16 protein-coding genes, 2 pseudogenes and 1 riboswitch are annotated in these 22,688 nt (G+C 73.2%); of the genes and pseudogenes, 10 read left to right on the forward strand and 8 right to left on the reverse strand.

Annotated features, from left to right (window positions below; genetic code table 11):
• Positions 1-88: 88 nt before the first annotated feature.
• Together LRS74_RS18670 and LRS74_RS18675 are read right to left on the reverse strand one after the other, a co-directional pair.
• A complete protein-coding gene (locus LRS74_RS18670; RefSeq protein ID WP_277742061.1) occupies positions 89-1,570 on the reverse strand; it encodes a trehalose-6-phosphate synthase in 1,482 nt (493 codons plus the stop codon).
• Positions 1,571-1,619: 49 nt separating this feature from the next.
• Positions 1,620-2,612: a glucosyl-3-phosphoglycerate synthase gene (locus tag LRS74_RS18675; RefSeq protein WP_277742063.1), complete on the reverse strand. Its 993-nt coding sequence runs from the start codon at positions 2,610-2,612 to the stop codon at positions 1,620-1,622.
• 155 nt (positions 2,613-2,767) lie between these two features.
• Positions 2,768-2,936, forward strand: a riboswitch (SAM riboswitch).
• Between the two features lie 17 nt (positions 2,937-2,953).
• Between LRS74_RS18675 and thrC the strand changes: the two genes are divergently transcribed.
• The 4 genes from thrC (at position 2,954) to groL (ending at position 7,264) form a co-directional block, all read left to right on the forward strand.
• On the forward strand, positions 2,954-4,258 hold the full coding sequence (thrC, locus tag LRS74_RS18680) for a threonine synthase (protein ID WP_277742065.1): 1,305 nt from the start codon (positions 2,954-2,956) through the stop codon (positions 4,256-4,258).
• Positions 4,259-4,358: 100 nt separating this feature from the next.
• A complete protein-coding gene (locus tag LRS74_RS18685) occupies positions 4,359-4,634 on the forward strand; it encodes a MoaD/ThiS family protein (RefSeq protein WP_277742066.1) in 276 nt (91 codons plus the stop codon).
• A 415-nt stretch (positions 4,635-5,049) separates the two neighbouring features.
• Positions 5,050-5,253, forward strand: coding sequence for a cold-shock protein (locus LRS74_RS18690; RefSeq protein ID WP_010035953.1), 204 nt, complete (start codon positions 5,050-5,052; stop codon positions 5,251-5,253).
• 388 nt (positions 5,254-5,641) lie between these two features.
• Positions 5,642-7,264, forward strand: coding sequence for a chaperonin GroEL (gene groL, locus LRS74_RS18695; protein ID WP_144386470.1), 1,623 nt, complete (start codon positions 5,642-5,644; stop codon positions 7,262-7,264).
• A 131-nt stretch (positions 7,265-7,395) separates the two neighbouring features.
• Here the strand turns inward: groL and murQ are convergent, their stop codons facing one another.
• Both murQ and LRS74_RS18705 read right to left on the reverse strand, forming a co-directional pair.
• Positions 7,396-8,346, reverse strand: coding sequence for an N-acetylmuramic acid 6-phosphate etherase (murQ, locus tag LRS74_RS18700; RefSeq protein ID WP_277742067.1), 951 nt, complete (start codon positions 8,344-8,346; stop codon positions 7,396-7,398).
• Positions 8,347-8,403: 57 nt separating this feature from the next.
• Positions 8,404-9,507, reverse strand: coding sequence for a MurR/RpiR family transcriptional regulator (locus tag LRS74_RS18705; protein WP_277742068.1), 1,104 nt, complete (start codon positions 9,505-9,507; stop codon positions 8,404-8,406).
• A gap of 64 nt (positions 9,508-9,571) precedes the next feature.
• Between LRS74_RS18705 and LRS74_RS18710 the strand changes: the two genes are divergently transcribed.
• A complete protein-coding gene (locus LRS74_RS18710; RefSeq protein WP_277742069.1) occupies positions 9,572-9,934 on the forward strand; it encodes a hypothetical protein in 363 nt (120 codons plus the stop codon).
• Between the two features lie 175 nt (positions 9,935-10,109).
• On the opposite strand, the gene LRS74_RS18715 is transcribed toward LRS74_RS18710, so the two are convergent.
• A complete protein-coding gene (locus LRS74_RS18715) occupies positions 10,110-10,790 on the reverse strand; it encodes a hypothetical protein (RefSeq protein ID WP_277742070.1) in 681 nt (226 codons plus the stop codon).
• A 71-nt stretch (positions 10,791-10,861) separates the two neighbouring features.
• Here LRS74_RS18715 and LRS74_RS18720 point away from each other — a divergent pair, with 71 nt between their 5' ends.
• Positions 10,862-11,584, forward strand: a complete 723-nt coding sequence (locus LRS74_RS18720; RefSeq protein WP_277742071.1) for a copper homeostasis protein CutC — start codon at positions 10,862-10,864, stop codon at positions 11,582-11,584.
• A 101-nt stretch (positions 11,585-11,685) separates the two neighbouring features.
• On the opposite strand, the gene LRS74_RS18725 is transcribed toward LRS74_RS18720, so the two are convergent.
• On the reverse strand, positions 11,686-13,761 hold the full coding sequence (locus tag LRS74_RS18725) for an ATP-binding domain-containing protein (protein WP_277742072.1): 2,076 nt from the start codon (positions 13,759-13,761) through the stop codon (positions 11,686-11,688).
• A 757-nt stretch (positions 13,762-14,518) separates the two neighbouring features.
• On the opposite strand from LRS74_RS18725, the pseudogene LRS74_RS18730 reads away from it, so the two are divergent.
• The 4 genes and pseudogenes from LRS74_RS18730 to LRS74_RS18745 form a co-directional block, all read left to right on the forward strand.
• Positions 14,519-15,331, forward strand: a pseudogene (locus LRS74_RS18730) (IS110 family transposase); the annotation flags it as partial.
• Between the two features lie 484 nt (positions 15,332-15,815).
• Positions 15,816-17,057 carry an IS110 family transposase gene (locus LRS74_RS18735; protein WP_277738979.1) on the forward strand — a complete coding sequence of 414 codons (1,242 nt, stop codon included), beginning with the start codon at positions 15,816-15,818 and terminating at the stop codon, positions 17,055-17,057.
• A gap of 23 nt (positions 17,058-17,080) precedes the next feature.
• Positions 17,081-17,470: pseudogene (locus tag LRS74_RS18740) on the forward strand (transposase); the annotation flags it as partial.
• A 290-nt stretch (positions 17,471-17,760) separates the two neighbouring features.
• A complete protein-coding gene (locus tag LRS74_RS18745; protein WP_277742073.1) occupies positions 17,761-17,955 on the forward strand; it encodes a hypothetical protein in 195 nt (64 codons plus the stop codon).
• 9 nt (positions 17,956-17,964) lie between these two features.
• On the opposite strand, the gene LRS74_RS18750 is transcribed toward LRS74_RS18745, so the two are convergent.
• Together LRS74_RS18750 and LRS74_RS18755 are read right to left on the reverse strand one after the other, a co-directional pair.
• Positions 17,965-19,614 carry a DNA repair helicase XPB gene (locus LRS74_RS18750; protein ID WP_277742074.1) on the reverse strand — a complete coding sequence of 550 codons (1,650 nt, stop codon included), beginning with the start codon at positions 19,612-19,614 and terminating at the stop codon, positions 17,965-17,967.
• Between the two features lie 84 nt (positions 19,615-19,698).
• Positions 19,699-22,608: a helicase C-terminal domain-containing protein gene (locus LRS74_RS18755; RefSeq protein WP_277742075.1), complete on the reverse strand. Its 2,910-nt coding sequence runs from the start codon at positions 22,606-22,608 to the stop codon at positions 19,699-19,701.
• Between the last annotated feature and the right edge of the window lie 80 nt (positions 22,609-22,688).

Raw genomic sequence — 22,688 nt, forward strand, 5'->3', positions numbered from 1 at the left:
GTCGTATCCGTCGTGCTCGTCATGCCCGTCGTGCTCGCCTCACCCGTCGTGCCCGCTGTGGTCGCCGTGCCCCGTGCCCGCCCCCCGCTCACACGCCCAGGGCCCGGAGCTGGGCCAGGAACCATGCCTGCGGTGGCAGCGCGGTGGCCGCGTCGGCCATCCGCCTGCTGCGGTCGGCGCGCTCGTCGGCGGGCATGGTGAGCGCCTCGTGCAGCGCGTGGGCGGTGGCCTCCACGTCGTACGGGTTGACCGGGATCGCCTCGTCGCCCAGCTCCGCGAAGGCGCCCGCCTCCCGGGAGAGGACCAGGGCGCAGCCCTTCTCGGAGACCACGGGGATCTCCTTGGCGACGAGGTTCATGCCGTCCCGGATCGGGTTGACCAGGGCCACGTCCGCCAGCCGGTAGGCGGCCAGCGAGCGCGCGAAGTCGTCCTTGACGTGCAGCGCCACGGGCTGCCAGTCGGGGGTGCCGTAGGCGGCGTTGATGTCCTCGGCGAGGAGCCGCACCTCGGCGGTGTAGTCGCGGTAGACGGCCAGGTCCTGGCGGGAGGGGTAGGCGAAGGCGAGGTGCACGACCCGGCCGCGCCACTCCGGGCGGATCTCCAGCAGCCTCCGGTAGGCCAGCAGCCCGCGGACGATGTTCTTGGACAGCTCGGTGCGGTCCACCCGCACGATCGTCTTGCGCCCCGGCCCGATCTGCTCGCGCAGCGCGGCCAGCCGCTCGGCCACGTCCGACTGGTGCGAGCGGGCGCGCAGGAAGTCGGCGTCGGCCCCGAGCCCGTGCACGCCCAGCCGGGTGGTCCGGCCCTCGTGGGCGATGGCCAGCTCGCCGCCGTACCGCACGATCTCCGCGCCCAGCACGTCCGCGCAGCACTCGGCGAAGGCCGCGGCCCAGCGGTCGGTGAGGAAGGCCGCCCGGTCACCGCCGAGGATGCCGCGCAGCACCCGCTCCGCCACGTCATCCGGCAGCAGCCGGTAGTAGTCCGGCGGTGCCCACGGGGTGTGCGAGAAGTGCCCGATCCGCAGGTCGGGCCGCCGGTCCCGCAGCAGGCCCGGGACCAGCGCGAGGTGGTAGTCCTGCACCAGGACCGCGGCGCCCTCGGCCGCCTCCTGGGCGAGCGCGTCCGCGAAGGCCGCGTTGTAGCTCTCGTACGCCGCCCACTCGGCGCGGAAGCGGGCGTCGAAGACGGGTTCGAGCGGGGTCTGGTAGAGCATGTGGTGCACGAACCACAGCACGGAGTTGGCGATCCCGTTGTACGCCGCGGTGAAGACGTCCGGCGCGATGTCGAGCATCCGCACCCGCTGGCCGCCGGTGTCGGCCCGGTCGAGGTGCCCGCCGCCGCCCGCCTCCGCGGCCGCCCGCGCCGCCTCCCGGTCCCCGTCCCCGAGCGCCGCGCACACCCATACCGCGTCCGTCTCCGGGCCGATCGCGCTCAGCCCGGAGACCAGCCCGCCGCCGCCGCGCCTGGCGGTGAGCCGGCCGGTGCCCTCCTCCCGCGTGTACGAGACGGGGCCGCGGTTGGACGCTAGGAGGACCTGGGCGCCCTGGGCGCCGGAGCGGGCGAAGGCCATGTCGCGAGCCTAGCCATCGCGCGGGGCGGGCAAACGTGCGAACGGATTCTTACGCCGCGTGGCGGGTGGTGTATTCGGGGACCTCGGTCATCGGGGGGCGCTCCTCCGTGTCGACGGCGGCGGTGCGCGGCACGAAGCCGCCCTCCTCGCCGCGGTCGAACTGGGTCAGCCGGGGCCGCACCAGATGGCCGCGGGCCAGCCGCAGCTGCGCGGTGCGGTAGATCGCGGCGGCCATCCGGCCCAGCGCCTGGTCGTCCTGGTGGCGGTGGAGCCGCACTCCCACGTCCACCTGCGCCAGCGCGTCCAGCCCCACCGTGTGCAGCGCGTCCACCAGCAGCCCCAGCTCCACCCCGTAGCCGACGGGGAACGGCAGCCGCTCCAGCAGCGAGCGGCGCGCCGCGTACTCCCCGCCCAGCGGCTGGACGAAGCCGGCCAGCAGCGGCCAGTGCAGGTTGAGCAGCGGCCGGGCGACCAGCTCGGTGACCCGCCCGCCCTGGCCGGCGGCCCCGGCGCCCGCCGCGCCGGCGGCCAGCGGCCGGTCGTACATCGCCTTGACGAAGTGCACGTCCGGGTCGGTCAGCAGCGGGCCGACGATGCCGGAGACGAACCGGGCGCGGAACTCGCGCAGGTCGGCGTCGACGAAGCAGACGATGTCGCCGCCGGTCACCAGCAGGGAGCGCCACAGCACCTCGCCCTTGCCGGGCAGGGCGGGAATGCGCGGCAGGATCGCGTCGCGGTGCACGACCCGGGCGCCCGCCTCGGCGGCCACCTTCGCCGTGCCGTCCGTGGAGCCGGAGTCCAGCACCACCAGCTCGTCGACGAGCGGGACCCCCGCGCCGCCCGGCCCACCCTCCGGCTGGTCCATCAGCTCGCGACGGATGGTGGCGACGATCTCGCCCACCGTCGCCTCCTCGTTCAGGGCCGGCAGCACCACGCTCACGGTGGTGCCCGCCGCCCGTTTGGCGGCCAGCAGCTGGTCGAGCGGGCGGTCGGCAGCGGACCAGGAGCGCTGCCGTAGCCAGCGCTCCACCTCTTCCAGCACGTGCGTTCGTCTCCCCGGTCGGCATCTCGCATCTCGCGGTGCGGACGGCCCTCTTCACCGCCCGCCCCTTCGGTTACAGTCTTGAACAACGCGGACGGCCTTCGCATGCCGGGGTCGGTCCGCCGAAAAACGCCTGGGTTCGCCCAGTGCCATACCGCTCATCCAGAGGGGCAGAGGGACACGGCCCGTTGAAGCCCCGGCAACCCTCCAGCCGGTCTCGGTCACCGGCGTCAGCGCTCGACGCGACGCCGCCGACGCGAGGCTCCCGGCGGGGAAGGTGCCAATTCCGTCTCGCGGCGAGACGCGTCGCGAGGAAGATGAGGAGAAAGGGCCTCGCCGCTATGGCTGTACCCGCCGCACCCGCCGTCGAAGTCTCGACCGCCGCCGCTGCCGACTCGGTGAACCTCGGTCCCGCCGTCGCCCTGTCCTGTCGGGAGTGCGGGGAGCGCTTCGGGCTCGGCCCGATCTTCGCCTGCGAGGTCTGCTTCGGCCCCCTGGAGGTCGCCTACGAGCTGCCGGAGGGCGACCCCGAGGAACTGCGCCGCCGCATCGAGGCCGGCCCGAACAGCATCTGGCGGTACGCGCCGCTGCTCCCCGTCCCCGCCGACGTCGCCTCCCGGCCCAATCTGAACCCGGGCTTCACCCAGCTGGTCAAGGCGGACAACCTCGCCCGCGAGCTGGGCGTCACCGGCGAGCTGCACATCAAGGACGACTCCGGGAACCCCACCCACTCCTTCAAGGACCGGGTGGTGGCCATCGCCGTCGAGGCGGCCCGGGCCTTCGGCTTCACCACCCTGTCCTGCTCCTCCACCGGCAACCTGGCCGGCGCGGTGGGCGCCGCGGCGGCCCGGGCCGGCTTCCGCTCCTGCGTCTTCATCCCGCACGACCTGGAGGCGGGCAAGGTCGTCATGGCCGCGGTCTACGGCGGAGACCTGGTCGGCATCGAGGGCACCTACGACGACGTCAACCGCTTCTGCAGCGAGCTGATCGGCGACCCGCTCGGCGAGGGGTGGGGCTTCGTCAACGTCAACCTCCGCCCGTACTACGGCGAGGGCTCCAAGACGCTGGCGTACGAGATCTGCGAACAGCTCGGGTGGCGGCTGCCGGACCAGATCGTGGTCCCGATCGCCTCCGGCTCCCAGCTCACCAAGATCGACAAGGGGCTGAAGGAGCTGGTCCGGCTCGGTCTGGTGGAGGACCGCCCGTACAAGATCTTCGGTGCCCAGGCGGAGGGCTGCTCGCCGGTCTCCCGGGCCTTCAAGGACGGCCATGACGTCGTCCGGCCGGTGAAGCCCGACACCATCGCCAAGTCGCTCGCCATCGGCAACCCGGCCGACGGCCCGTATGTGCTGGACATCGCGCGTCGCACCGGGGGCGCGGTGGAGGACGTGGACGACGCTCGGATCGTCGACGCGATCAAGCTGCTCGCCCGCACCGAGGGCATCTTCGCCGAGACGGCGGGCGGGGTGACGGTCGGCGTGACGCGGAAGCTGATCGAGGCCGGCGTCCTCGACCCGACCCTGACCACCGTCGTGCTCAACACCGGCGACGGCCTGAAGACGCTGGACGCGGTGGCGCCGACGACGGGGCCGTCCGCGGTGATCCGGCCGAACCTGGACGCGTTCCGCGAGGCCGGTCTCGCGTGAGCGAGGGTCCCGCCGGAAGGCCGTAGTCGCGCCGCGGCCGCCCCGGAAGGGGCGCTGCACCGCCGTCTCCCCCCCCGTACCTGACCGGAGGTCACACCACATGAGCGTCAACGTCCGCATCCCGACCATCCTGCGCACCTACACCGGCGGCCAGGCCGAGGTGACCGCCGAGGGCGCCACCCTCGCCGAGGTGATCGCGGACCTGGACAGCAACCACCAGGGCATCGGCGCCCGGGTCCTGGACGACCAGGGCAAACTGCGTCGCTTCGTCAACGTCTACGTCAACGACGACGACGTCCGCTTCGCCGACGGCCTGGCCACGGCGGTGCCGGACGGCGCCGGAGTCTCGATCATCCCGGCGGTGGCCGGAGGCTGATCCAGCCCCCTTCCCCGTATACCGCCCGGTAATCACCCCGTCCCGAAAAGAAACCGGACGGGGTGATTCCGTGTATTGAAGCGCGATACAGTTGAGGCGTTTCCCCTCGCCGGCGGCGCGCCGAGCACATATGAGAACTCGTCAAGTTGTGCGCGAATTGTGTGCATGAATTGTCGGGTTAGCCTGCTATGTCCGGCCCGACTTGCCCCGGATTCTTCGACTTTCTCCCAGTTCGGCGTCTAGGTCGCTGCCGGAATTCTCGTCCGATTGACCTGTTGCGCTGGGCAGTTGGACAGATACATTCAGCGGCGGTCGACGCGTTCCGGCGCACACCTTCCACTGACCGGAGGGTGAGGTCTGACCCGGGTCCGCGGAGTGCGGTCCTGCGCAAGGGCCAGTAATAGGGGAGTTAGGAATGGCTCAGGGCACCGTCAAGTGGTTCAACGCGGAGAAGGGGTACGGCTTCATCGCGGTCGACGGTGGTGCGGACGTGTTCGTCCACTACAGCGCGATCCAGATGGACGGCTACCGCACCCTTGAGGAAGGCCAGCGGGTCGAGTTCGAGATCTCGCAGGGCCAGAAGGGGCCGCAGGCGGACATGGTCCGAGTGTCGGCCTGATCGCTGATCGCCGAGACGTAGACCGCTGACTGCAGCGTTAAGGAAGGGCTCGCGCTTCGAGGAGGGAGCGTGGGCCCTTCCGCGTGCCTGGGGTGACGGCCTTTCGTAGGCCCGGGGGAAGGGTGACCACCGCCCCCTCGAACGAGGGGTCGCCCGTCTCCCACCACCGCCCTCAATCGAGGGGTCGCTGCGCGACCACCTTGCACTCTCGGGGGTCGAGTGCTAATCATTGGCGTTAGCACTCTGAAGGTGAGAGTGACAACGAAGGACCGAGTCGGTGAGGTCAGCAGGGCCTGCGGGGTAGGGAACCGCAAGGCTCGTGGGCCGTCCGTCGCGGGCGCCAGCGCGGTCCGGAGCAATCCACCCCGTCCTGGGAGGACCACTTCACATGGCCAAGATCATCGCGTTCGACGAGGAGGCGCGGCGCGGCCTTGAGCGCGGGATGAACCAGCTCGCCGACGCCGTCAAGGTCACCCTCGGCCCCAAGGGTCGCAACGTCGTCCTTGAGAAGAAGTGGGGCGCCCCCACGATCACCAACGATGGTGTGTCCATCGCCAAGGAGATCGAGCTCGAGGACCCGTACGAGAAGATCGGCGCCGAGCTGGTCAAGGAGGTCGCGAAGAAGACGGACGACGTCGCCGGTGACGGCACGACGACCGCGACCGTCCTCGCCCAGGCGCTGGTCAAGGAGGGCCTGCGCAACGTCGCCGCGGGCGCCAACCCGATGGCCCTCAAGCGCGGCATCGAGAAGGCCGTCGAGGCCGTCTCCGCCCAGCTGCTCGAGCAGGCCAAGGACGTGGAGACCAAGGAGCAGATCGCCTCCACCGCCTCCATCTCCGCCGCCGACACCCAGATCGGCGAGCTCATCGCCGAGGCGATGGACAAGGTCGGCAAGGAAGGCGTCATCACCGTCGAGGAGTCGCAGACCTTCGGTCTGGAGCTCGAGCTCACCGAGGGCATGCGCTTCGACAAGGGCTACATCTCCCCGTACTTCGCGACGGACATGGAGCGTATGGAGGCGTCCCTGGACGACCCGTACATCCTGATCGTCAACTCCAAGATCAGCAACGTGAAGGACCTCCTTCCGCTGCTGGAGAAGGTCATGCAGTCGGGCAAGCCGCTGCTGATCATCGCCGAGGACATCGAGGGCGAGGCCCTGGCGACCCTGGTCGTCAACAAGATCCGCGGCACCTTCAAGTCCGTCGCCGTCAAGGCCCCGGGCTTCGGCGACCGTCGCAAGGCCATGCTCGGCGACATCGCCATCCTCACCGGTGGCACCGTGATCTCCGAGGAGGTCGGCCTCAAGCTCGAGAGCGCGGGCATCGACCTGCTGGGCCGCGCCCGCAAGATCACCGTCACCAAGGACGAGACCACCATCGTGGACGGCGCCGGTGACGCCGAGGCCGTCCAGGGTCGCGTGAACCAGATCCGCGCCGAGATCGAGAACTCCGACTCGGACTACGACCGCGAGAAGCTCCAGGAGCGCCTCGCGAAGCTGGCCGGCGGCGTGGCCGTCATCAAGGCCGGCGCCGCGACCGAGGTGGAGCTCAAGGAGCGCAAGCACCGCATCGAGGACGCGGTGCGCAACGCCAAGGCCGCCGTCGAGGAGGGCATCGTCGCCGGTGGTGGCGTGGCCCTGCTGCAGACCGTCTCGGTCTTCGAGAAGCTGGAGCTCGAGGGCGACGAGGCCACCGGTGCCCAGGCCGTGCGCCTGGCCCTGGAGGCCCCGCTGAAGCAGATCGCCGTCAACGCCGGCCTCGAGGGTGGCGTCGTCGTGGAGAAGGTGCGCAACCTGACCCCGGGTCACGGCCTCAACGCCGCGACCGGCGAGTACGTCGACCTGGTCGCCGAGGGCATCATCGACCCGGCCAAGGTCACCCGTTCCGCGCTGCAGAACGCCGCGTCGATCGCCGCGCTGTTCCTCACCACCGAGGCCGTCATCGCCGACAAGCCGGAGAAGGCCGCCGCGGCCGCTCCGGGCGGCATGCCGGGCGGTGACATGGACTTCTGATCCCCACGGGATCGGTAGTTCCGGTACACGGACCGAGGGCGGCACCCCGCGAGGGGTGCCGCCCTCGGGCGTTCTCCGGGCGTGCCGGCGGGGGGCGCGCCACGCCTCGGGGCCGCTACGGCTCGGGGCCGCTACGCGTCGGGGACGCCGGCCGTCTGGAGGGCGGTGCGCAGCCGGCCGTCGGCGTCGGCCAGCAGCCGGGCCGCGGTGGGCGCGTCCACCTTGGCCAGGATGGCGAGGATGGCGTTCTTCACCTCACCGCCGGTGGCGGTCAGCGCCTCCTCGACGGTTCTCTCGCCGGCCCCGGTGGCCAGCGCGACGATGCGCCGGGAGCGGGCGCGCAGCTTGTCGTTGGAGGCGCGCACGTCGACCATCAGGTTCCCGTAGGTCTTGCCCAGCCGGATCATGGTGATGGTCGAGAGCATGTTGAGGACGAGCTTCTGGGCGGTGCCGGCCTTGAGCCGGGTGGAGCCGGTGAGCAGCTCGGGCCCGACCACCACCTCGATCCCGTGCTCCGCGGCGGCGGCGAGCGCGGACCCGGCGTTGCAGGAGAGCCCGATGGTGAGCGCACCGCGCCGCCGGGCGTGCGCGACGGCGCCCACAGCGTAGGGGGTGCGGCCGGAGGCGGAGATCCCGACGACGGTGTCGGCGGGGGTCAGCCGCAGCGCGTCCAGGTCGGCGGCGGCCAGTCGTTCGCTGTCCTCGGCGCCCTCCGCCGAGACCGTCATGGCCCGTGGCCCGCCCGCGATCAGCCCGATGACCTGGTCCGGGCCGGTGTTGAAGGTGGGCGGGCACTCGCTGGCGTCCAGGACCCCGAGCCGCCCGGCGGTGCCGGCCCCGGCGTAGATCAGCCGCCCGCCGCGGCTCATCCGGACGGCGGTGGCGTCGATGGCGGCGGCGATACGCGGCAGTTGGGCGGCGACGGCGGCGGGCACGGTGGCGTCCTCGCCGTTCATGATCCGGGCGATGGAGAGGGTGTCGAGCCGGTCGACGTCGGCGAGCTCGGGGCGGAACGCCTCGGTGGTGAGGCCGTCGAGCTCGGCGCGCAGCCGGGTCTCGTGGTCGTGGTCGAGGGAAGACATGGGGTGAGGGGGCTCTTTCGGGGGCGGGGGTGGCGGGTCTCTCCGGTGGTGGCCGCGTCAGCGGCGGCCGCGCGGCTCGTGCCGGTGCGCGAGGGCCTCGTACGTGGCGGCCAGCGCGGGTGCGGCGGTCTCGTACGTACGCTGGGCGACGCCTATGAACAGGCAGTCGACGACCAGGAGTTGGCTGGTCCGGCTGGACATGGCGGCCGGGCGCAGCTCGCTCTCACGGGCGGTGGAGGTGGTCAGCACCAGGTCCGCGTACTGGGCCACCTCGCCGTCCGGCCGGCCGGTGATCGCGATCGTGGTCGCGCCGCGTTCGAAGGCTGCCCGCAGCGGCTCGATGACGTCGGTGGTGCGGCCGGAGTGGGTGATCGCCATGGCCACGTCCCCGGCGCGCAGTTGGACGGCGTTGGTGACGGCCAGGTGCGGGTCGCCGGGGGCGTGCGCGACCAGCCCGATGCGCAGCAGCTTCTGGACCAGGTCCTGGCCGACGAGGTGGGAGGCGCCGATCCCGTACACGTCGATGCGCCGCGCGCCGGCGAGCGCGGCGGCCGCCGCCTCCAACTGGGCGGTGTCCAGGCCGGCGGCGGTGTCCGCCAGGCACTGCTGTTCCTCCTGGGCGAGCTTGGCGACCACGTCGGCCATCGGGTCGTCGACCGCGATGTCCGCGGTGACGGCGGGCGCCCGCCCGGCGGCCTGCTGAGCGGCGAGCGCGGCCAGCGCCAGCCGGAGGTCGCGGTAGCCGGGGTAGCCGAGCAGGCGCGAGGTGCGGACGACGGTCGCCTCACTGGTCCCGGTCCGCGCGGCGAGCCCGGTCACCGTCAGCGCGGCGCACCCGGCCGGGTCTCCGGCCACGGTCTCGGCGACGCGCTGCATGGAGCGGGTCATCGAGGGGGCGAGGGTGCGGACCTTGGCGGCGAGCGCGGCGGGGGGAGGCGGCTGGACGCCCCCACCGGTCCCGCCGGGGGCGGGTCCGCCCTGCCCCCGGCCCGACCGTGCCTGGGCGTTCTGCGCCTGCCCGGTCTGCGCCTGCCCGGTGGGGTCCGGGGCGGCCGGTGCCCGACCGGTCGGGGCTGAGCCTGACGGGGCCGGGCCGGGCCGCACCGAGCCCGCCGGGGCCGGGCTCCCCTGGTGGAAAGTTTCCTTCAGTGGACTACTCACTCTTGAAAAGTATTTTCGGCTGCTGTGGGGCGTCAAGGCTCCGCGCCGCGCGACAATGATCCGTATGGAGCTCGAACAGGCACTGCACGCGGCGCGAGCCCTCGTTCTCGCCGACCTCTCCGCCGGTCAGGTCGCCCAGGCGGACATCGTCTCGTTGGTCGAGGACGCCATCGCCCACCGTCGCTGGTGGGTCGAGCAGTGGCCGGAGGGCGTGGAGTACGTGGCGGGTCTGGTCGCCCAGGACGTCCAGGACGCGCTGCTGGAGCGGTACGGCCGCTGGCCGCTGTGCCCCGTCTGCGTCGGTGACAACCTGCACGCGCTGGACGTCGAGCCGGAGCTGGGCCCGGACCCGCACTGGGTCTGCGGCAAGACGGCGGTGGCGGTCGCGCGGGTGGGGAAGCTGGGACAGGCCGGGACGGCGGGCTGAGCCCGCGGCGGAGCGGTCGCCGTGGGCGGCCGGCCCTCCGCCCGGTGTCGGCTGCCTGCCCGCGATTCCTGTGTCGAGCCGGGACGACGAGGCGCGCGGTCGGGGTCCGCGAAAGACCCGACGGCGCATCGGATTCAGCGACGGGAACGCGAAAATCCGATCGGCGCGGGTGGCGCTACGCGCCGAGCAGTTCGAGCTCCGTCGTGAGGTTCCGCCGGGCGGTCTGTTCCCAGCGCCCGTACCCCTCCGGCGTGTGGAACAGCCGGGGCAGTCCGAGGAGTTGGCGCAGGGCGGCGGCGCGGCCGGTGCGGAAGGCGTCGTCGGGGACGAAGGCGAACTCCTCGCGGACGGCGGCCGCGTAGCCGGCGTAGGCGTCGGGCGGGCCGCCGAGGACCGCGAGGTCGGCGTCGCAGAGCGCCTCGCCGTTGGTGTCGCCGGGGGCCGGGTCGTGGGTCCTGGTGAGGCGCACCAGGCGGGCGACCTCGGCGGTGCGGGGTGCGGGGACGCCGGCCTCGGGGAGGGCGCGTTCGGCGAGGCGGGCGCTGCGCTCCTCGTTGGTGGAGCGCTCCGGGAGGTAGACGGCGTCGTGGAACCAGGCGGCCAGGCGGACCGCGTCCGGGTCGGCGGCGTGGTGGGCCAGCGCGTCGACGTGGTCGAGGGTCGCCCTCAGATGGTCGGTGGTGTGGTAGCGGCGCTGCGGCTCCGACCATCGGGCGAGCAGGTTCTCACCGTATGGGTGCGGGGCCGGGTGGCACGCCCCGTCGCGGGCGCTGTTGAGCAGGACCACCCAACGGGAGAGCAGGGCGTCGTGCTCGGGGTGCGGCGGCTGGGCCGGGCGGTGCCGGGGCGACGTCATGAGGTCATTGTGCGGCAAAGGAGTGAGGGGCCGTGTTTCGGCGCCGGGCCGCGTGTGGCAGGCTAGACTACATGTCTAGACCAATTCTTGAGGTGATCGCGCTCGACGTGGCGGACGCCGTCGCTGCCCAGTCCGGTGGGGCGGATCGCCTCGAACTGGTCACGGACATGGCCGCGGACGGTCTCACCCCCGACCACGAGACCTTCGCGGCCATCCGCGCCGCCGTGTCCCTCCCGCTGCGCGTGATGCTGCGGGCGACCGACGGCTTCGCGGCGGGGGACACGGCCGCGCTGGACGCGCTCTGCGAGACCGCGCGGGCGCTGCGGGCGGAGGGCGCCGAGGAGTTCGTCCTCGGCTTCCTCGACGACGGTGGCCAGCCGGACCTCGCCGCGGTCGGCGCGCTCGTCGAGGCCGTCGACGGCGCCTCCTGGACCTTCCACCGCGCCATCGACCACGCCGCCGACCGGGACGCGCTGCGCAAGCGGCTCGCCGGGTTGCCCGGCCTGGACACCTACCTCACCGCCGGCTCCCCCCGCGGCGTGGACGACGGCCTCGCCACGCTGCTGGCCGAGGCCGCCCGCGCCGCCGACCCGGCCCCCGAGCCGGGCTACGGGCCGCGCATCATGGTCGGCGGCGGGCTCCAGCTCAAGCATCTGCCGATGCTGCGGCAGGGAGGCATCGACGCCTTCCACATCGGCGGCGCGGCCCGCCCCGACGGCTGGTCCTCCCCGGTCGACGCGGCCTCGGTGACCATCTGGCGCGAGGCCCTGGAGACACCGCTCCCAGTGCGCTGACCGCCTCCCGGCGTGCCGCGTGTCGCCTTGCGGCGTGCTGCCGTGTCGCGGGGTGCCGCGTGCAGGGCCGTGGGCGGTGCGCCGTGCCGGGTACGGCGCGGTTACGCCAACCGCTCCGGCAGCGCCTTCGCGTGCACCACCGTCAGGCCCGACACCGCGCGCGTCAGGGCGACGTACAGCCGTCGCAGACCGGTCCGCTCGTCGGGCTCGCCGTCGACCACCGCCGCCGGTTCGTCCAGGACCACGTAGTCGTACTCCAGACCCTTGGCCAGCGTCGCCGGCACCAGGGTCAGCCGGGACTCGGCGGTGGTCTCCGTGCCCGGGGAGAGGTGGGCCAGGCCCGCCGCCTCCAGCGCCGCGGTCAGCGCCGGGATCCGGGCGTCCGCGGCGATCAGACCGATCGAGCCCTCGCGCGTCAGCGCCTCGCGGCAGGCGGCGACGACCGCGGCGTCCAGCCCGTCCGGCGCCACGGCCCGTACGGAGAAGTCCCCCGGCGACTCGCGGACGGAGGTGGCCTCCATCAGCCCCGGGGCGATCGCGGGCAGCAGCCGGGAGGCGTAGGCGATCACCTCGCGCGGGACGCGGAAGCCCTGGGTCAGCTCCTCGACCGTCGCCTCCGGCTTGCCGAGGTGGGTGAGCGCCTCCTGCCAACTCCCGGTCGCCCACGGGGTGGTGCCCTGGGCCAGGTCGCCGAGGACGGTGGCCGAGCCGGTGGTGCAGCGCCGGCCGACCGCGCGGTACTGCATGGGGGACAGGTCCTGCGCCTCGTCCAGCACCACGTGCCCCAGCGAGCCCGTGCGCTGGATCAGATCGGCCGCCTCGTCGATCAGCACCGCGTCGGCGGGCGACCACTTCGCGGACTTCACGCTCCGCGCGGGCTTCGCCCAGAGCACGGCCTTCTGCTCGTCGGCGGAGAGCACCCCCGCCGCGTGCTCCGCCAGGAAGTCGGCGTCCGAGAGCAGCCGCAGCACCAGCTTGGCCGGATCCACCGGCGGCCAGAGCGCCTTCACCGCCGCCTTCACCGCCGCGTTGCGCGCCACCGCGTCCTGCACCCGGTCGTCCGGCGCCTCCCCCGCCTGCTCCATCCGCACCAGCACCGCGTGCGCGATCCGCTGCGGCAGCGCCTCGCGGGCGGCCCCGTAGCGGATGTCGCGCCCCAGCAGTTCGGTGACGATCTCCTCCACCTCGTATGCCGGCACCCGCCAGCGGCGCGAGCCGCGCACCACGACCACCGGTTCGGTCGGCAGCGACACATGCGAGCGCAGCGCGCGCCGCAGCACCTCCGCCATCCGCGCGTCGCCCTTGGTGCGCGCCGCCTCGGCCTCGTCCGCGCCGCGCACCGTCACGCCCTCGCGCGCCACCAGGTCGTCGACGGTGGCCTGCCGCACCTGGAGCTCGCCGAGCGCCGGGAGCACCTGCTCGATGTACTGGAGGAAGGACCGGTTGGGGCCGATGACCAGCGTCCCGGTGCGGGCCAGCCGCTCGCGGTGGGCGTAGAGCAGATACGCGATGCGGTGCAGGCCGACGGCGGTCTTCCCGGTGCCGGGCGCCCCCTGGACGCAGACCGTCCCGCCGATCCCGGTGCGGACGATCTCGTCCTGCTCGGGCTGGATGGTGGCCACGATGTCGCGCATCGGGCCCACGCGCGGCCGCTCGATCTCGGACTGGAGCAGCCGGCTCGCCCGCTCCCCCTCGTCGGGGTCGGTCAGGTGCTCGTCCTCGTAGGCCGTCAGCTCGCCGCCGGTGTAGCCGAAGCGGCGGCGCAGCTCCACGTCCATCGGCTGCTTCTTGGACGCCCGGTAGAAGGGCTGCGACACGGGTGCGCGCCAGTCGATGACCATGGGGTCGCCGTCCGCGTCGTGCACGTGTCGCCGCCCGATGTAGAACCGCTCGCCCTCCGCGCCCTCGGCCAGGTCCCCGCCCGGGGCGTGCCGGTAGTCCAGCCGGCCGAAGAAGAGCGGGGTGTGCGCCAGATCGGCCAGCGCCTTGATCCGCTCGTCGATCTGGAAGGCCAGCACCTCGGCGTTGACCCAGTTCGCCGTCACATCCGTGATGTCGAGCGCCTCGACATCGGCCCGCATGGCCCGCAGCGCGGCCCGGGAGGAGGTCAGGTGGGCCCGCTCCCGGTCGAGCGGGTTGTGCGCATCGTGCTGCTGGTCAGGGGCGTGCGAGGGCACGGTTTCGCCTCCGGCGGTACGCGATGGGGTCGGTCAGGGCGTATCGAGCCGGCCGGTTTCCGTCCGGGCGGCGGCTCTCCCGAGCGGGAGGCGGCGAGCGGCTCTCCCGAGCGGGAGGCGGCAAGACGGGCGAGTGTAGTCAGCGGGTGAGGCGCGCGCGAACGGTTTTCCATGGGCCGGGTACGGTCCCGGACGGGCCGGACGGAGGCCGGGGACGGGCCGGGGACGGGCCGGGCGGGGACGTACGGGCTTGGGACGGGTCGGCTCGGCTCGGCGGAGCATGCCGCTCGGGGGCCGGGGCCGGGGCCGGGGGGCCGGTGGCCGGCGGGCCGCGTGGGCGCTTGGGCGCTTGGGCGCGAAGGCGCGGGCCGGGCTCGTGCGGTGCCTGAGGCCCGGCTGCGTCCCCGCCGGGCGGGGGCGTCCCCGAGGCCCGGCTGCGTCCCCGCCGGGCGGGTGCGCGCGGGCCGGGTTCGCGCGGTGCCCGAGGCCCGGCCGCCCCCGTTATGTTTTTCGCGGTCCTGCAAGAGGGCCGCTGGCCTTCGGGCCCGGCATGACTGTTGCCCCCTGTCGAACAAGATGACCTGGGGGGTGGTGTCACCGGGCCCGAGGGGTGCCGTCGGAGACGCTGATGAGAGGCCCGACCGCCGCCTGGCCAGGCGCAATGCCCGGCCGTATGGGCAGCAGGTCTGCATAACGTGGATGCGCGAGAACGGCCCCGATGCCCAGGCCGGCACCGCAACGAGCGAGTGGGGGCACGATGATCGACACCGAAGGCGTGGGCGTCTTCCTCGGGCTGGACGTCGGCAAGAGCACGCACCATGGCCACGGGCTCACCCCGGCCGGGAAGAAGGTCTTCGACAAGCCCCTGCCCAACAGCGAGCCGAAGCTGCGGGCCGTCTTCGACAAACTGACCGCGAAGTTCGGCACCGTCCTGGTCGTGGTGGACCAGCCGGCGTCGATCGGTGCCCTCCCGCTGACCGTCGCCCGCGACGCGGGCTGCCAGGTCGCCTACCTGCCCGGACTGGCCATGCGACGGATCGCCGACCTCTACCCGGGTGAGGCGAAGACCGACGCGAAGGACGCGGCCGTGATCGCGGACGCCGCCCGCACGATGCCGCACGCCCTGCGCTCCCTGGAGCTGACCGACGAGATCACTGCCGAGCTCACCGTCCTTGTGGGCTTCGACCAGGACCTGGCCGCCGAGGCCACCCGCACCTCCAACCGGATACGGGGCCTGCTCACCCAGTTCCACCCCAGCCTGGAACGCGTCCTGGGCCCCCGCCTCGACCACCAGGCTGTCACCTGGCTGCTGGAACGCTATGGCTCCCCGGCTGCCCTGCGGAAAGCCGGCCGCCGCAGACTCGTCGAGCTGATCCGCCCCAAGGCCCCGCGCATGGCCGCCCGGCTCATCGACGACGTCTTCGACGCGCTCGACGAACAGACCGTCGTCGTTCCGGGCACCGGCACCCTCGACGTGGTCATCCCGTCCCTGGCCCGCTCGCTCGCGGCCGTCCACGAACAACGCCGGGCCCTGGAAGCCCAGATCAACGAACTGCTGGAGGCCCACCCTAATGGGCAGTGATGCGGGGCACCGCCAGGCCCACCCCGGCCCATCGAGGCCCTAATGGGCAGTGATGCGGGGCACCGCCAGGCCCACCCCGGCCCATCGAGGCCCTGAAAGAGACTGCGGGCCCCGCATCACTTTCTCGTGACGGTGGTCGGTTCCGGAGAAGCCGTACACACCCCCTGGGACTGGATCCCTTGGTCAAGAGCCGGCCTCCGGGACCGTCCACTGTCACGAGTTCACGCCTCCACCGCATCCGGTCCGATGATCGGATCGTTGAGGTTTGTGGTCCGAGCCGCCCACAGGGGTCACCTCTCATCACGCCTGGAGTCACCGAGCTCTGGAGCAGACCGAGGGCCCTGATGGCCGCTGGGGTCACGAACGGCTGATCGGATGCAGGGCCATCGAGCCCTTCCATTAGGGAGACGCGTGCCCCCGCACGGCTGCGACCAGCAGCACGCCCCCCGACCGAGAGGACGAACACGACACGATGACCGTCACCTGCGGAATCGACTGGGCCAGCGACCACCACGACGTCGCCCTGGTCGACCACGAGGGAACCCTGTTGGCAAGGGCCCGGATCACCGACGACTTCGACGGCCTGCACCAGCTCCTCGAACTCCTCACCACCCACGGCGACACCGCCAACGCCCCAGTCCCCGTCGCGATCGAGACCTCCCGCGGCCTCCTCGTCGCCTGCCTCCGCGCGACCGGCCGGCCCATCTACGCGATCAACCCGATGGCCGCCGCCCGCTACAGAGACCGCCATGCGGTCACCCGCAAGAAGTCCGACCACCTCGACGCCATGGTGCTCGGGAACATCCTGCGCACGGACAGGGCCGCCCACCGGCCTCTGCCCGACGACAGCGAGCTCGCCCAAGCGATCGCCGTCCTGGCCCGCGCCCAGCAGGACGCGGTCTGGGACCGCACCCAGGCGGGCAACAAACTTCGCTCCCACCTGCGTGAATACTTCCCCGGCTTCCTCGCGGCCTTCCAGCACAACCGCGAAGGGATCAGCAGCAGCGTCGCCCGCGCCGTGCTGGCCGCGGCCCCCACTCCCGACCAGGCAGCCAAGCTCACCCGCGCCCAGCTGCGCGCGCTGCTGAAGAAGGCCGGCCGCCAGCGCGGCATCGAGGCAGAAGCCGAACGACTGCGAGACGCCCTGCGCATCACGCAGATGCGCCAGCCCCACCAGGTCGAGCAAGCCATGGGACGCCAGGCCATCGCCCTGCTCAGACAGCTTGATGCCGCCTGCATCAGCGTCGACGACCTTGCCGAAGCGACGGTGGAGTCTTTTGATGCGCACCCGGACGCCGAGATCATCACCAGCTTTCCAGGGCTCGGGTCACTCACCGGCGCCCGGGTGCTCGCCGAGATCGGCGACGACCGATCCCGATTCACCGACGCGAAAGGCCTGAAAGCCTTCGCCGGAGCCGCACCGGTCACCCGGGCGTCCGGCAGAAGCCTCGCGGTCATGGCCCGCAGGGTCAAGAACCAGCGTCTGGCCTCGGTCGGCTACGTCTGGGCGTTCGCCAGCCTGACTGCCTCCCCAGGCGCCCGCGCCCACTACGACCGGCGACGAGCCGACGGAGACCGCCACACAGCCGCCCAGCGCAACCTCTTCAACCGCATGCTCGGCTGCCTCCACCACTGCCTCACCAAGCGCACCCCCTACGACGAACTCACCGCGTTCCCCACCCCGCCGACCCCACAACTCACCATCGCTGCTTGACAGATCAACTGCATCGGATGTCTCTTTCCCCGGTCCTGACGTCGCTGCCCGGCGTCGGCGTCAGGACCGCCGCAGTCCTGCTGGTCACCGTCGGCGACGGCACCAGCTTCCCCACCGCCGCCCACCTCGCCTCCTACGCCGGCCTCGCTCCGGCCACGAAGCAGTCGGGCACCTCTATCCACGGCGAACACGCACCACGCGGCGGGAACCGGCAGCTCAAACGCGCGATGTTCCTGTCCGCGTTCGCCGCCCTGCACGAGCCCACCTCCCGCGGCTACTACGACCGGTGCCGGGCCCGTGGCAAGACCCACACGCAGGCCCTTCTCCGCTTGGCCCGGCACCGCATCAGCGTCTTGTTCGCCATGCTCCGCGACGGAACCTTCTACGAACCCCGAACCCCCTACGTCGCTTGACGAAAGACATAGAGGCACCCCCCCCGCCGGGCGGGGGCGTCCCCGAGGCCCGGCCGCCCCCGCCGGGCAGGTGCGCGCGGGCCGGGTTCGCGCGGTGCCCGAGGCCCGGCCGCCTCCCCCGCCGGGCGGGGGCGTCCCCGAGGTGTTCTCAGGGTCGGTCTCGCCCTCCCGTAGGGGGCGGCATGGCCCTGGGGTCGTACCCGCGGATGCCCTCGGTCGTACCTCGGCGTCCCACCGGTTACACCGCGAGACCGATGATTCCGCCGGTGCTCGGGACCATCCTTGAAGACATGAGCACCGCAGCCTTCTCCCCACTGCCGGGCGCCCCGACCAGCGGCGCCACCGCCCTTCGCCCCGAGACCGAGGCGCACCACCGCCATGTGCTGGGCAACGCCCTGCACGCGGTCAGGGTCTTCGCCACCGCCGCCTTCGGCGTGACGGTCCTCGGTGAGTACGGCGACGACCTGGTCAAGCGCAGGAACTGAGACCCGGCCCTATACGTCCTCGTCCGCCAGCAGCTCGCCGGAGTCCACGATCCGGTAGGCGTAGCCCTGCTCGGCCAGGAACCGCTGGCGGTGCGCCGCGAAGTCCTGGTCGATGGTGTCCCGCGCGACCACCGAGTAGAAGACCGCCGGGTGGCCGTCCGCCTTGGGACGCAGCACCCGGCCCAGCCGCTGGGCCTCCTCCTGGCGGGAGCCGAAGGTGCCGGAGACCTGGATGGCGACGGTCGCCTCCGGGAGGTCGATGGAGAAGTTGGCGACCTTGGAGACCACCAGCACCGAGATCTCGCCCTGCCGGAACGCGTCGAAGAGCTTCTCGCGCTGCGCGTTGGACGTCTCGCCCTTGATGACGGGCGCGTCCAGGTGCTCCCCCAACTCGTCGAGCTGGTCGATGTACTGGCCGATGACGAGCGTCTGCTGACCACGGTGCCGGTCCACCAGCGCCTCGGTGACATGGCGCTTGGAGGCGGTGGTGGCGCAGAAGCGGTACTTCTCCTCCGTCTCGGCGGTGGCGTACGCCAGCCGCTCGGAGTCCGTGAGGTTGACCCGCACCTCGACGCAGTCGGCCGGGGCGATGTAGCCCTGGGCCTCGATCTCCTTCCACGGCGCGTCGAAGCGCTTGGGGCCGATGAGGGAGAAGACGTCCGACTCGCGGCCGTCCTCGCGCACCAGCGTGGCCGTCAGGCCCAGCCGGCGGCGGGCCTGGAGGTCGGCGGTGAACTTGAAGACCGGGGCGGGCAGCAGGTGCACCTCGTCGTAGACGATCAGGCCCCAGTCGCGGGAGTCGAAGAGCTCCAGGTGCGGGTAGACGCCCTTCCGCTTGGTCGTCAGCACCTGGTACGTGGCGATGGTGACCGGGCGGATCTCCTTCCTCGTCCCGCTGTACTCGCCGATCTCCTCCTCGGTGAGCGAGGTGCGCTTGACCAGCTCGTGCTTCCACTGCCGGGCCGAGACGGTGTTGGTGACCAGGATCAGCGTCGTCGACTTGGCCGTGGCCATCGCGCCCGCGCCCACCAGCGTCTTCCCCGCGCCACAGGGCAGCACCACGACGCCCGAGCCGCCGTGCCAGAACCCCTCCACGGCCTGCTTCTGGTAGGGCCGCAGCGCCCAGCCGTCCTCACGCAGCTCGATCGGGTGCGCCTCGCCGTCCACATACCCGGCCAGGTCCTCCGCGGGCCAGCCCAGCTTCAGCAGCACCTGCTTGATCTGTCCGCGCTCGGAGGGGTGGACGACCACCGTGTCCGGGTCGATCCGGGCCCCGACCAGCGGCTGGATCTTCCTGGACCGCAGGATCTCCTCCAGCACCGGCCGGTCCGTGGAGCTCAGCACCAGCCCATGGCTCGGGTGCTTGACCAGCGTCAGCCGCCCGTACCGCGCCATCGTCTCGGCGATGTCGACGAGCAGCGCGTGCGGCACCGGGTAGCGCGAGTGCGTGACCAGCGCGTCCACCACCTGCTCGGCGTCGTGCCCGGCGGCCCGCGCGTTCCACAGCCCCAGCGGTGTCACCCGGTAGGTGTGGATGTGCTCCGGCGCCCGCTCCAGCTCCGCGAAGGGCGCGATGGCGCGGCGGCAGGCGTCGGCCTGGTCGTGGTCGACCTCCAGCAGCAGCGTCTTGTCGCTCTGGACGATCAGGGGTCCGTTCACGGGTGTCTCGGCCCTTTCGCTTCGCGTCGTACGGCGGCCAAACATCCAGTGTCCCCCATCGGCGGAGTGTTCCGGCCGGACGCGTTAATCCGCTTCGTCCGCCAGTTCGGCCGCGCCGGTGATCCGGTGCAGGGGGTAGGTGCGGACCTCGTCGGCGGTGTGGTCGTAGGCCGTGACGAAGCCGCCCTCCACGCGGATGGGGGCGATGACGCGCTGGCTGGCGGCGCCGTCGGCGCTGACGTAGCCGATCCAGACGGCGGAGCCGGTGAGGGCGGCGGCCTGGACGGTGGCCAGGGTGTCGGCGGCGGTGGTGCGGGGCAGCCCGGTCTCGCTGGTGGCGGCCGCCGGTCGGGCGGCGGAGGTGGGCAGCGGCTTGTGCGGGGTGGTCGCGGCCAGGTCGCCGGCGCGGATGGCGCGGACCGCGGCGCCCAGCAGGGTGTCGTCCGGCAGCGGCGGACCGTCCGGGACGGGGGCCGGGGCGGTGCGGGGCGGGGTGCGGTGCGCGTCGGCCCGGGTCACCACCACATCGCCCTCGGCGGACTCGGCGGCGGGCGCGTAGCCCATCGCGCGCAGCCCGTCGAGCAGCACGTCCGGTGCCACCTGCGCGGCCAGCACGGTCGGCGCGAGACGACGCAGCCGCAGGGCCACCGAGCGGCGGTCCGCGAGGATCTCGGCGAGCAGCGCGTCGTCGTCGCAGCGCAGATACGCGGAGGCCGCGCCGATCCGCAGCCGGCCGTGCTTCCGGGCGACGTCGTCGATCAGGTACGCCAGCGGCTGCGGGACCGGCGTGCGGGAGTGTCGGGCCAGGAAGGCGTGCAGGTCGGACGCCGACTGGCCGGCGTCCAGGGCGCGGCGCACGGACTCCGGGGTGAAGCGGTAGACCGTCGCGCCGCCCTTGGACTCCACCTCCGCCAGCACCCCGAGCGTGTCCGCCAGCGGGCGTTCGAGGGGCCCGGGGGCGACGGCGGTCAGGTCGGCCTGGAGCAGCACGTGGTCCAGCGGCTGGGGCAGCAGCGGCGCCAGCAGCCGTGCCGCCTCCGCGGCGGCGGCCCTCGACTCCGCGGCGGTGCCTGACGTGTCCGGGTGCGGGTGCGGCGGCTGGTGCGGATGTGGCGGCAGCGGGCCCAGCAGCGCGCGACCGTGCGCGGACAGCGCACCGCGGCCGGTGACGCCCAGCAGCTCCGCCTCGGCCAGCGTCCAGCCCGCGAGGCGGGACCGCAGGTCGTGTGCGTGCCCCGGCTCCCCGCCCGTGGAGCGGGTGGCGGCGGTCCAGGTGCCCGCGCCGGCCCCGCTCGCGGCGGTGCCCGTCTCCGGCGCCGGGCCCGTCGCCTGCGGGCGGGTCGCGCCCACCGTCGTACGGCCCGCCGCCGCGCCGCGCGGCGGCCGTTCCCACCGGAGCCGGGCCAGCAGCGAGTCGGGCGTCGCGGAGGTGCCGGCGGGCAGGGTGGCGAGGAGTGCCAGGGCGCGGCGGCGGACCTCGGGCGCGGGAGAGCGGTCCAGGTCCGGGCCGAGCGCGGAGAGCGTGCGGCCCTTGGCGTCCCGCCCGCCGACCACGCCCGCCGTACGGGTGGCCGTCAGCCAGGCGGTGGCCAGCGCCGTCCAGCGCTCGGCGGCGGGCAGCGCCAGCCAGTCGTCGTACGCGGGCGTCGGCGCGTAGCGCTCGTCGATGTCCCCGTCCGAGGCCAGCAGCCCGGCCGCGTACGCCAGCTCGATCCAGAACGCCGCGACCGGCTCGCTCACATCCAGCCCGGTCGCGGTCCGCTTGAGGTCGCGGACGCTCAGCCCGCCCGAGCGCAGCACCAGCGGGCTGCCGGTCTCCCACCGCTTGAGCAGCTCCTCCACGGTGGCCAGCGCGGTGAACGCCTGCCCGGCCGCCGTCGCGTCCACAGCCTGTGGATGGTGTTCGGCGGCGGGCACCAGCGCCGGCGGGACCGGCTCCGGCGCCCGGTGCGCGCGGCCGCCGCGCAGATGGAGGGCGACCTCGCGGGGCAGCACCACGTGCCGGGCCCCCGACGGCAGCAGCAGACCGCGGGCCATCAGCCACTCGACGGGCGCGGAGGGCGAGGCCACGGAGACCTCCCCGTACGGCGGGCCCCAGGCGAGTCGGCCGAGCACGCCCAGCGCCTCCCGCGGCGCCTCGGCGAGCAGCGCCGCCATCCGGGCGCGGTCGCCGAACAGCCCCGACAGCGCGGCCACCGCCGACACCGGGTCGTGGGTCGCGGCCAGCCCGGCGGCGGCGAGTATCTCCTGGAGGCGGCCGGGCGACATGCCCGCCGCGGCCTCCGCGACGGTGGGGCCGAGGCCGGTGGGGGACGGCGCGGACGGGGTCGGGGCGAGCAGCTCGCGGGCGGTGCGGACCAGGCGCAGCCGGTCGTCGCCGCCCCAGATCAGCGCCTGGGCGCGGAGGGTGGCCACGGCGCGCGGCAGCGCGGCGGCGATCGCGGCGGCGGAGGCCGCGTCCAGCGCGGCGTCCGCGGTGCCTCCGGCGGCGTCCGTGGGACTTCCGGTGTCTTCGTCGGTGTCTTCGCCGGTGTCGTCACCGGCGCCGGCGACGGTCGCCTCCTCCGACTCCTTCCCTCTCTCCTTCGCTGTCTCCTTCTTGGTGTCCCTCTTCGTGCTCTTGGTGTTCTCGGTGGCCCCGCCGACGGACCCGTCCCTGTCGCCGGCCATCAGCGCGTGCAGCGTCTCGTAGGGACACGGGTCCGGCGCCACCGCCAGCGCCTCCGCCGTCTGGAGCGCGAACCGGTCCAGCCGCTCGACGGCCCGCACCACCGAGGCACGGGTGGCGGCCCGCGTGGCCAGCTGCGTCAGATCGTTGGGGACCGGGTTGAGCAGGTCGGGCCGGGCGCGCAACAGCTCCGTGAGGGCGTCGTCGGGCCGGGCGCGCAGCTCCTCGGCGAGCGTGCGCGGCGCGGTGTCAGCGGTGCGCCCGCCCTCTCGCTCGGTGGCTTTCCGTCGGGGCCGGGAAGTCCGCGAGGCGCGCGAGGTGGTCATTCGATCCACAGTAGCGGGTGATCGGCGACGGGCCCGAGGTCTCGACGGCGATGGATCATGCCCGAGGCGCGGCGGACCCC

The sequence above is a fragment of the Streptomyces sp. LX-29 genome (assembly GCF_029541745.1).
GTDB lineage: Bacteria > Actinomycetota > Actinomycetes > Streptomycetales > Streptomycetaceae > Streptomyces.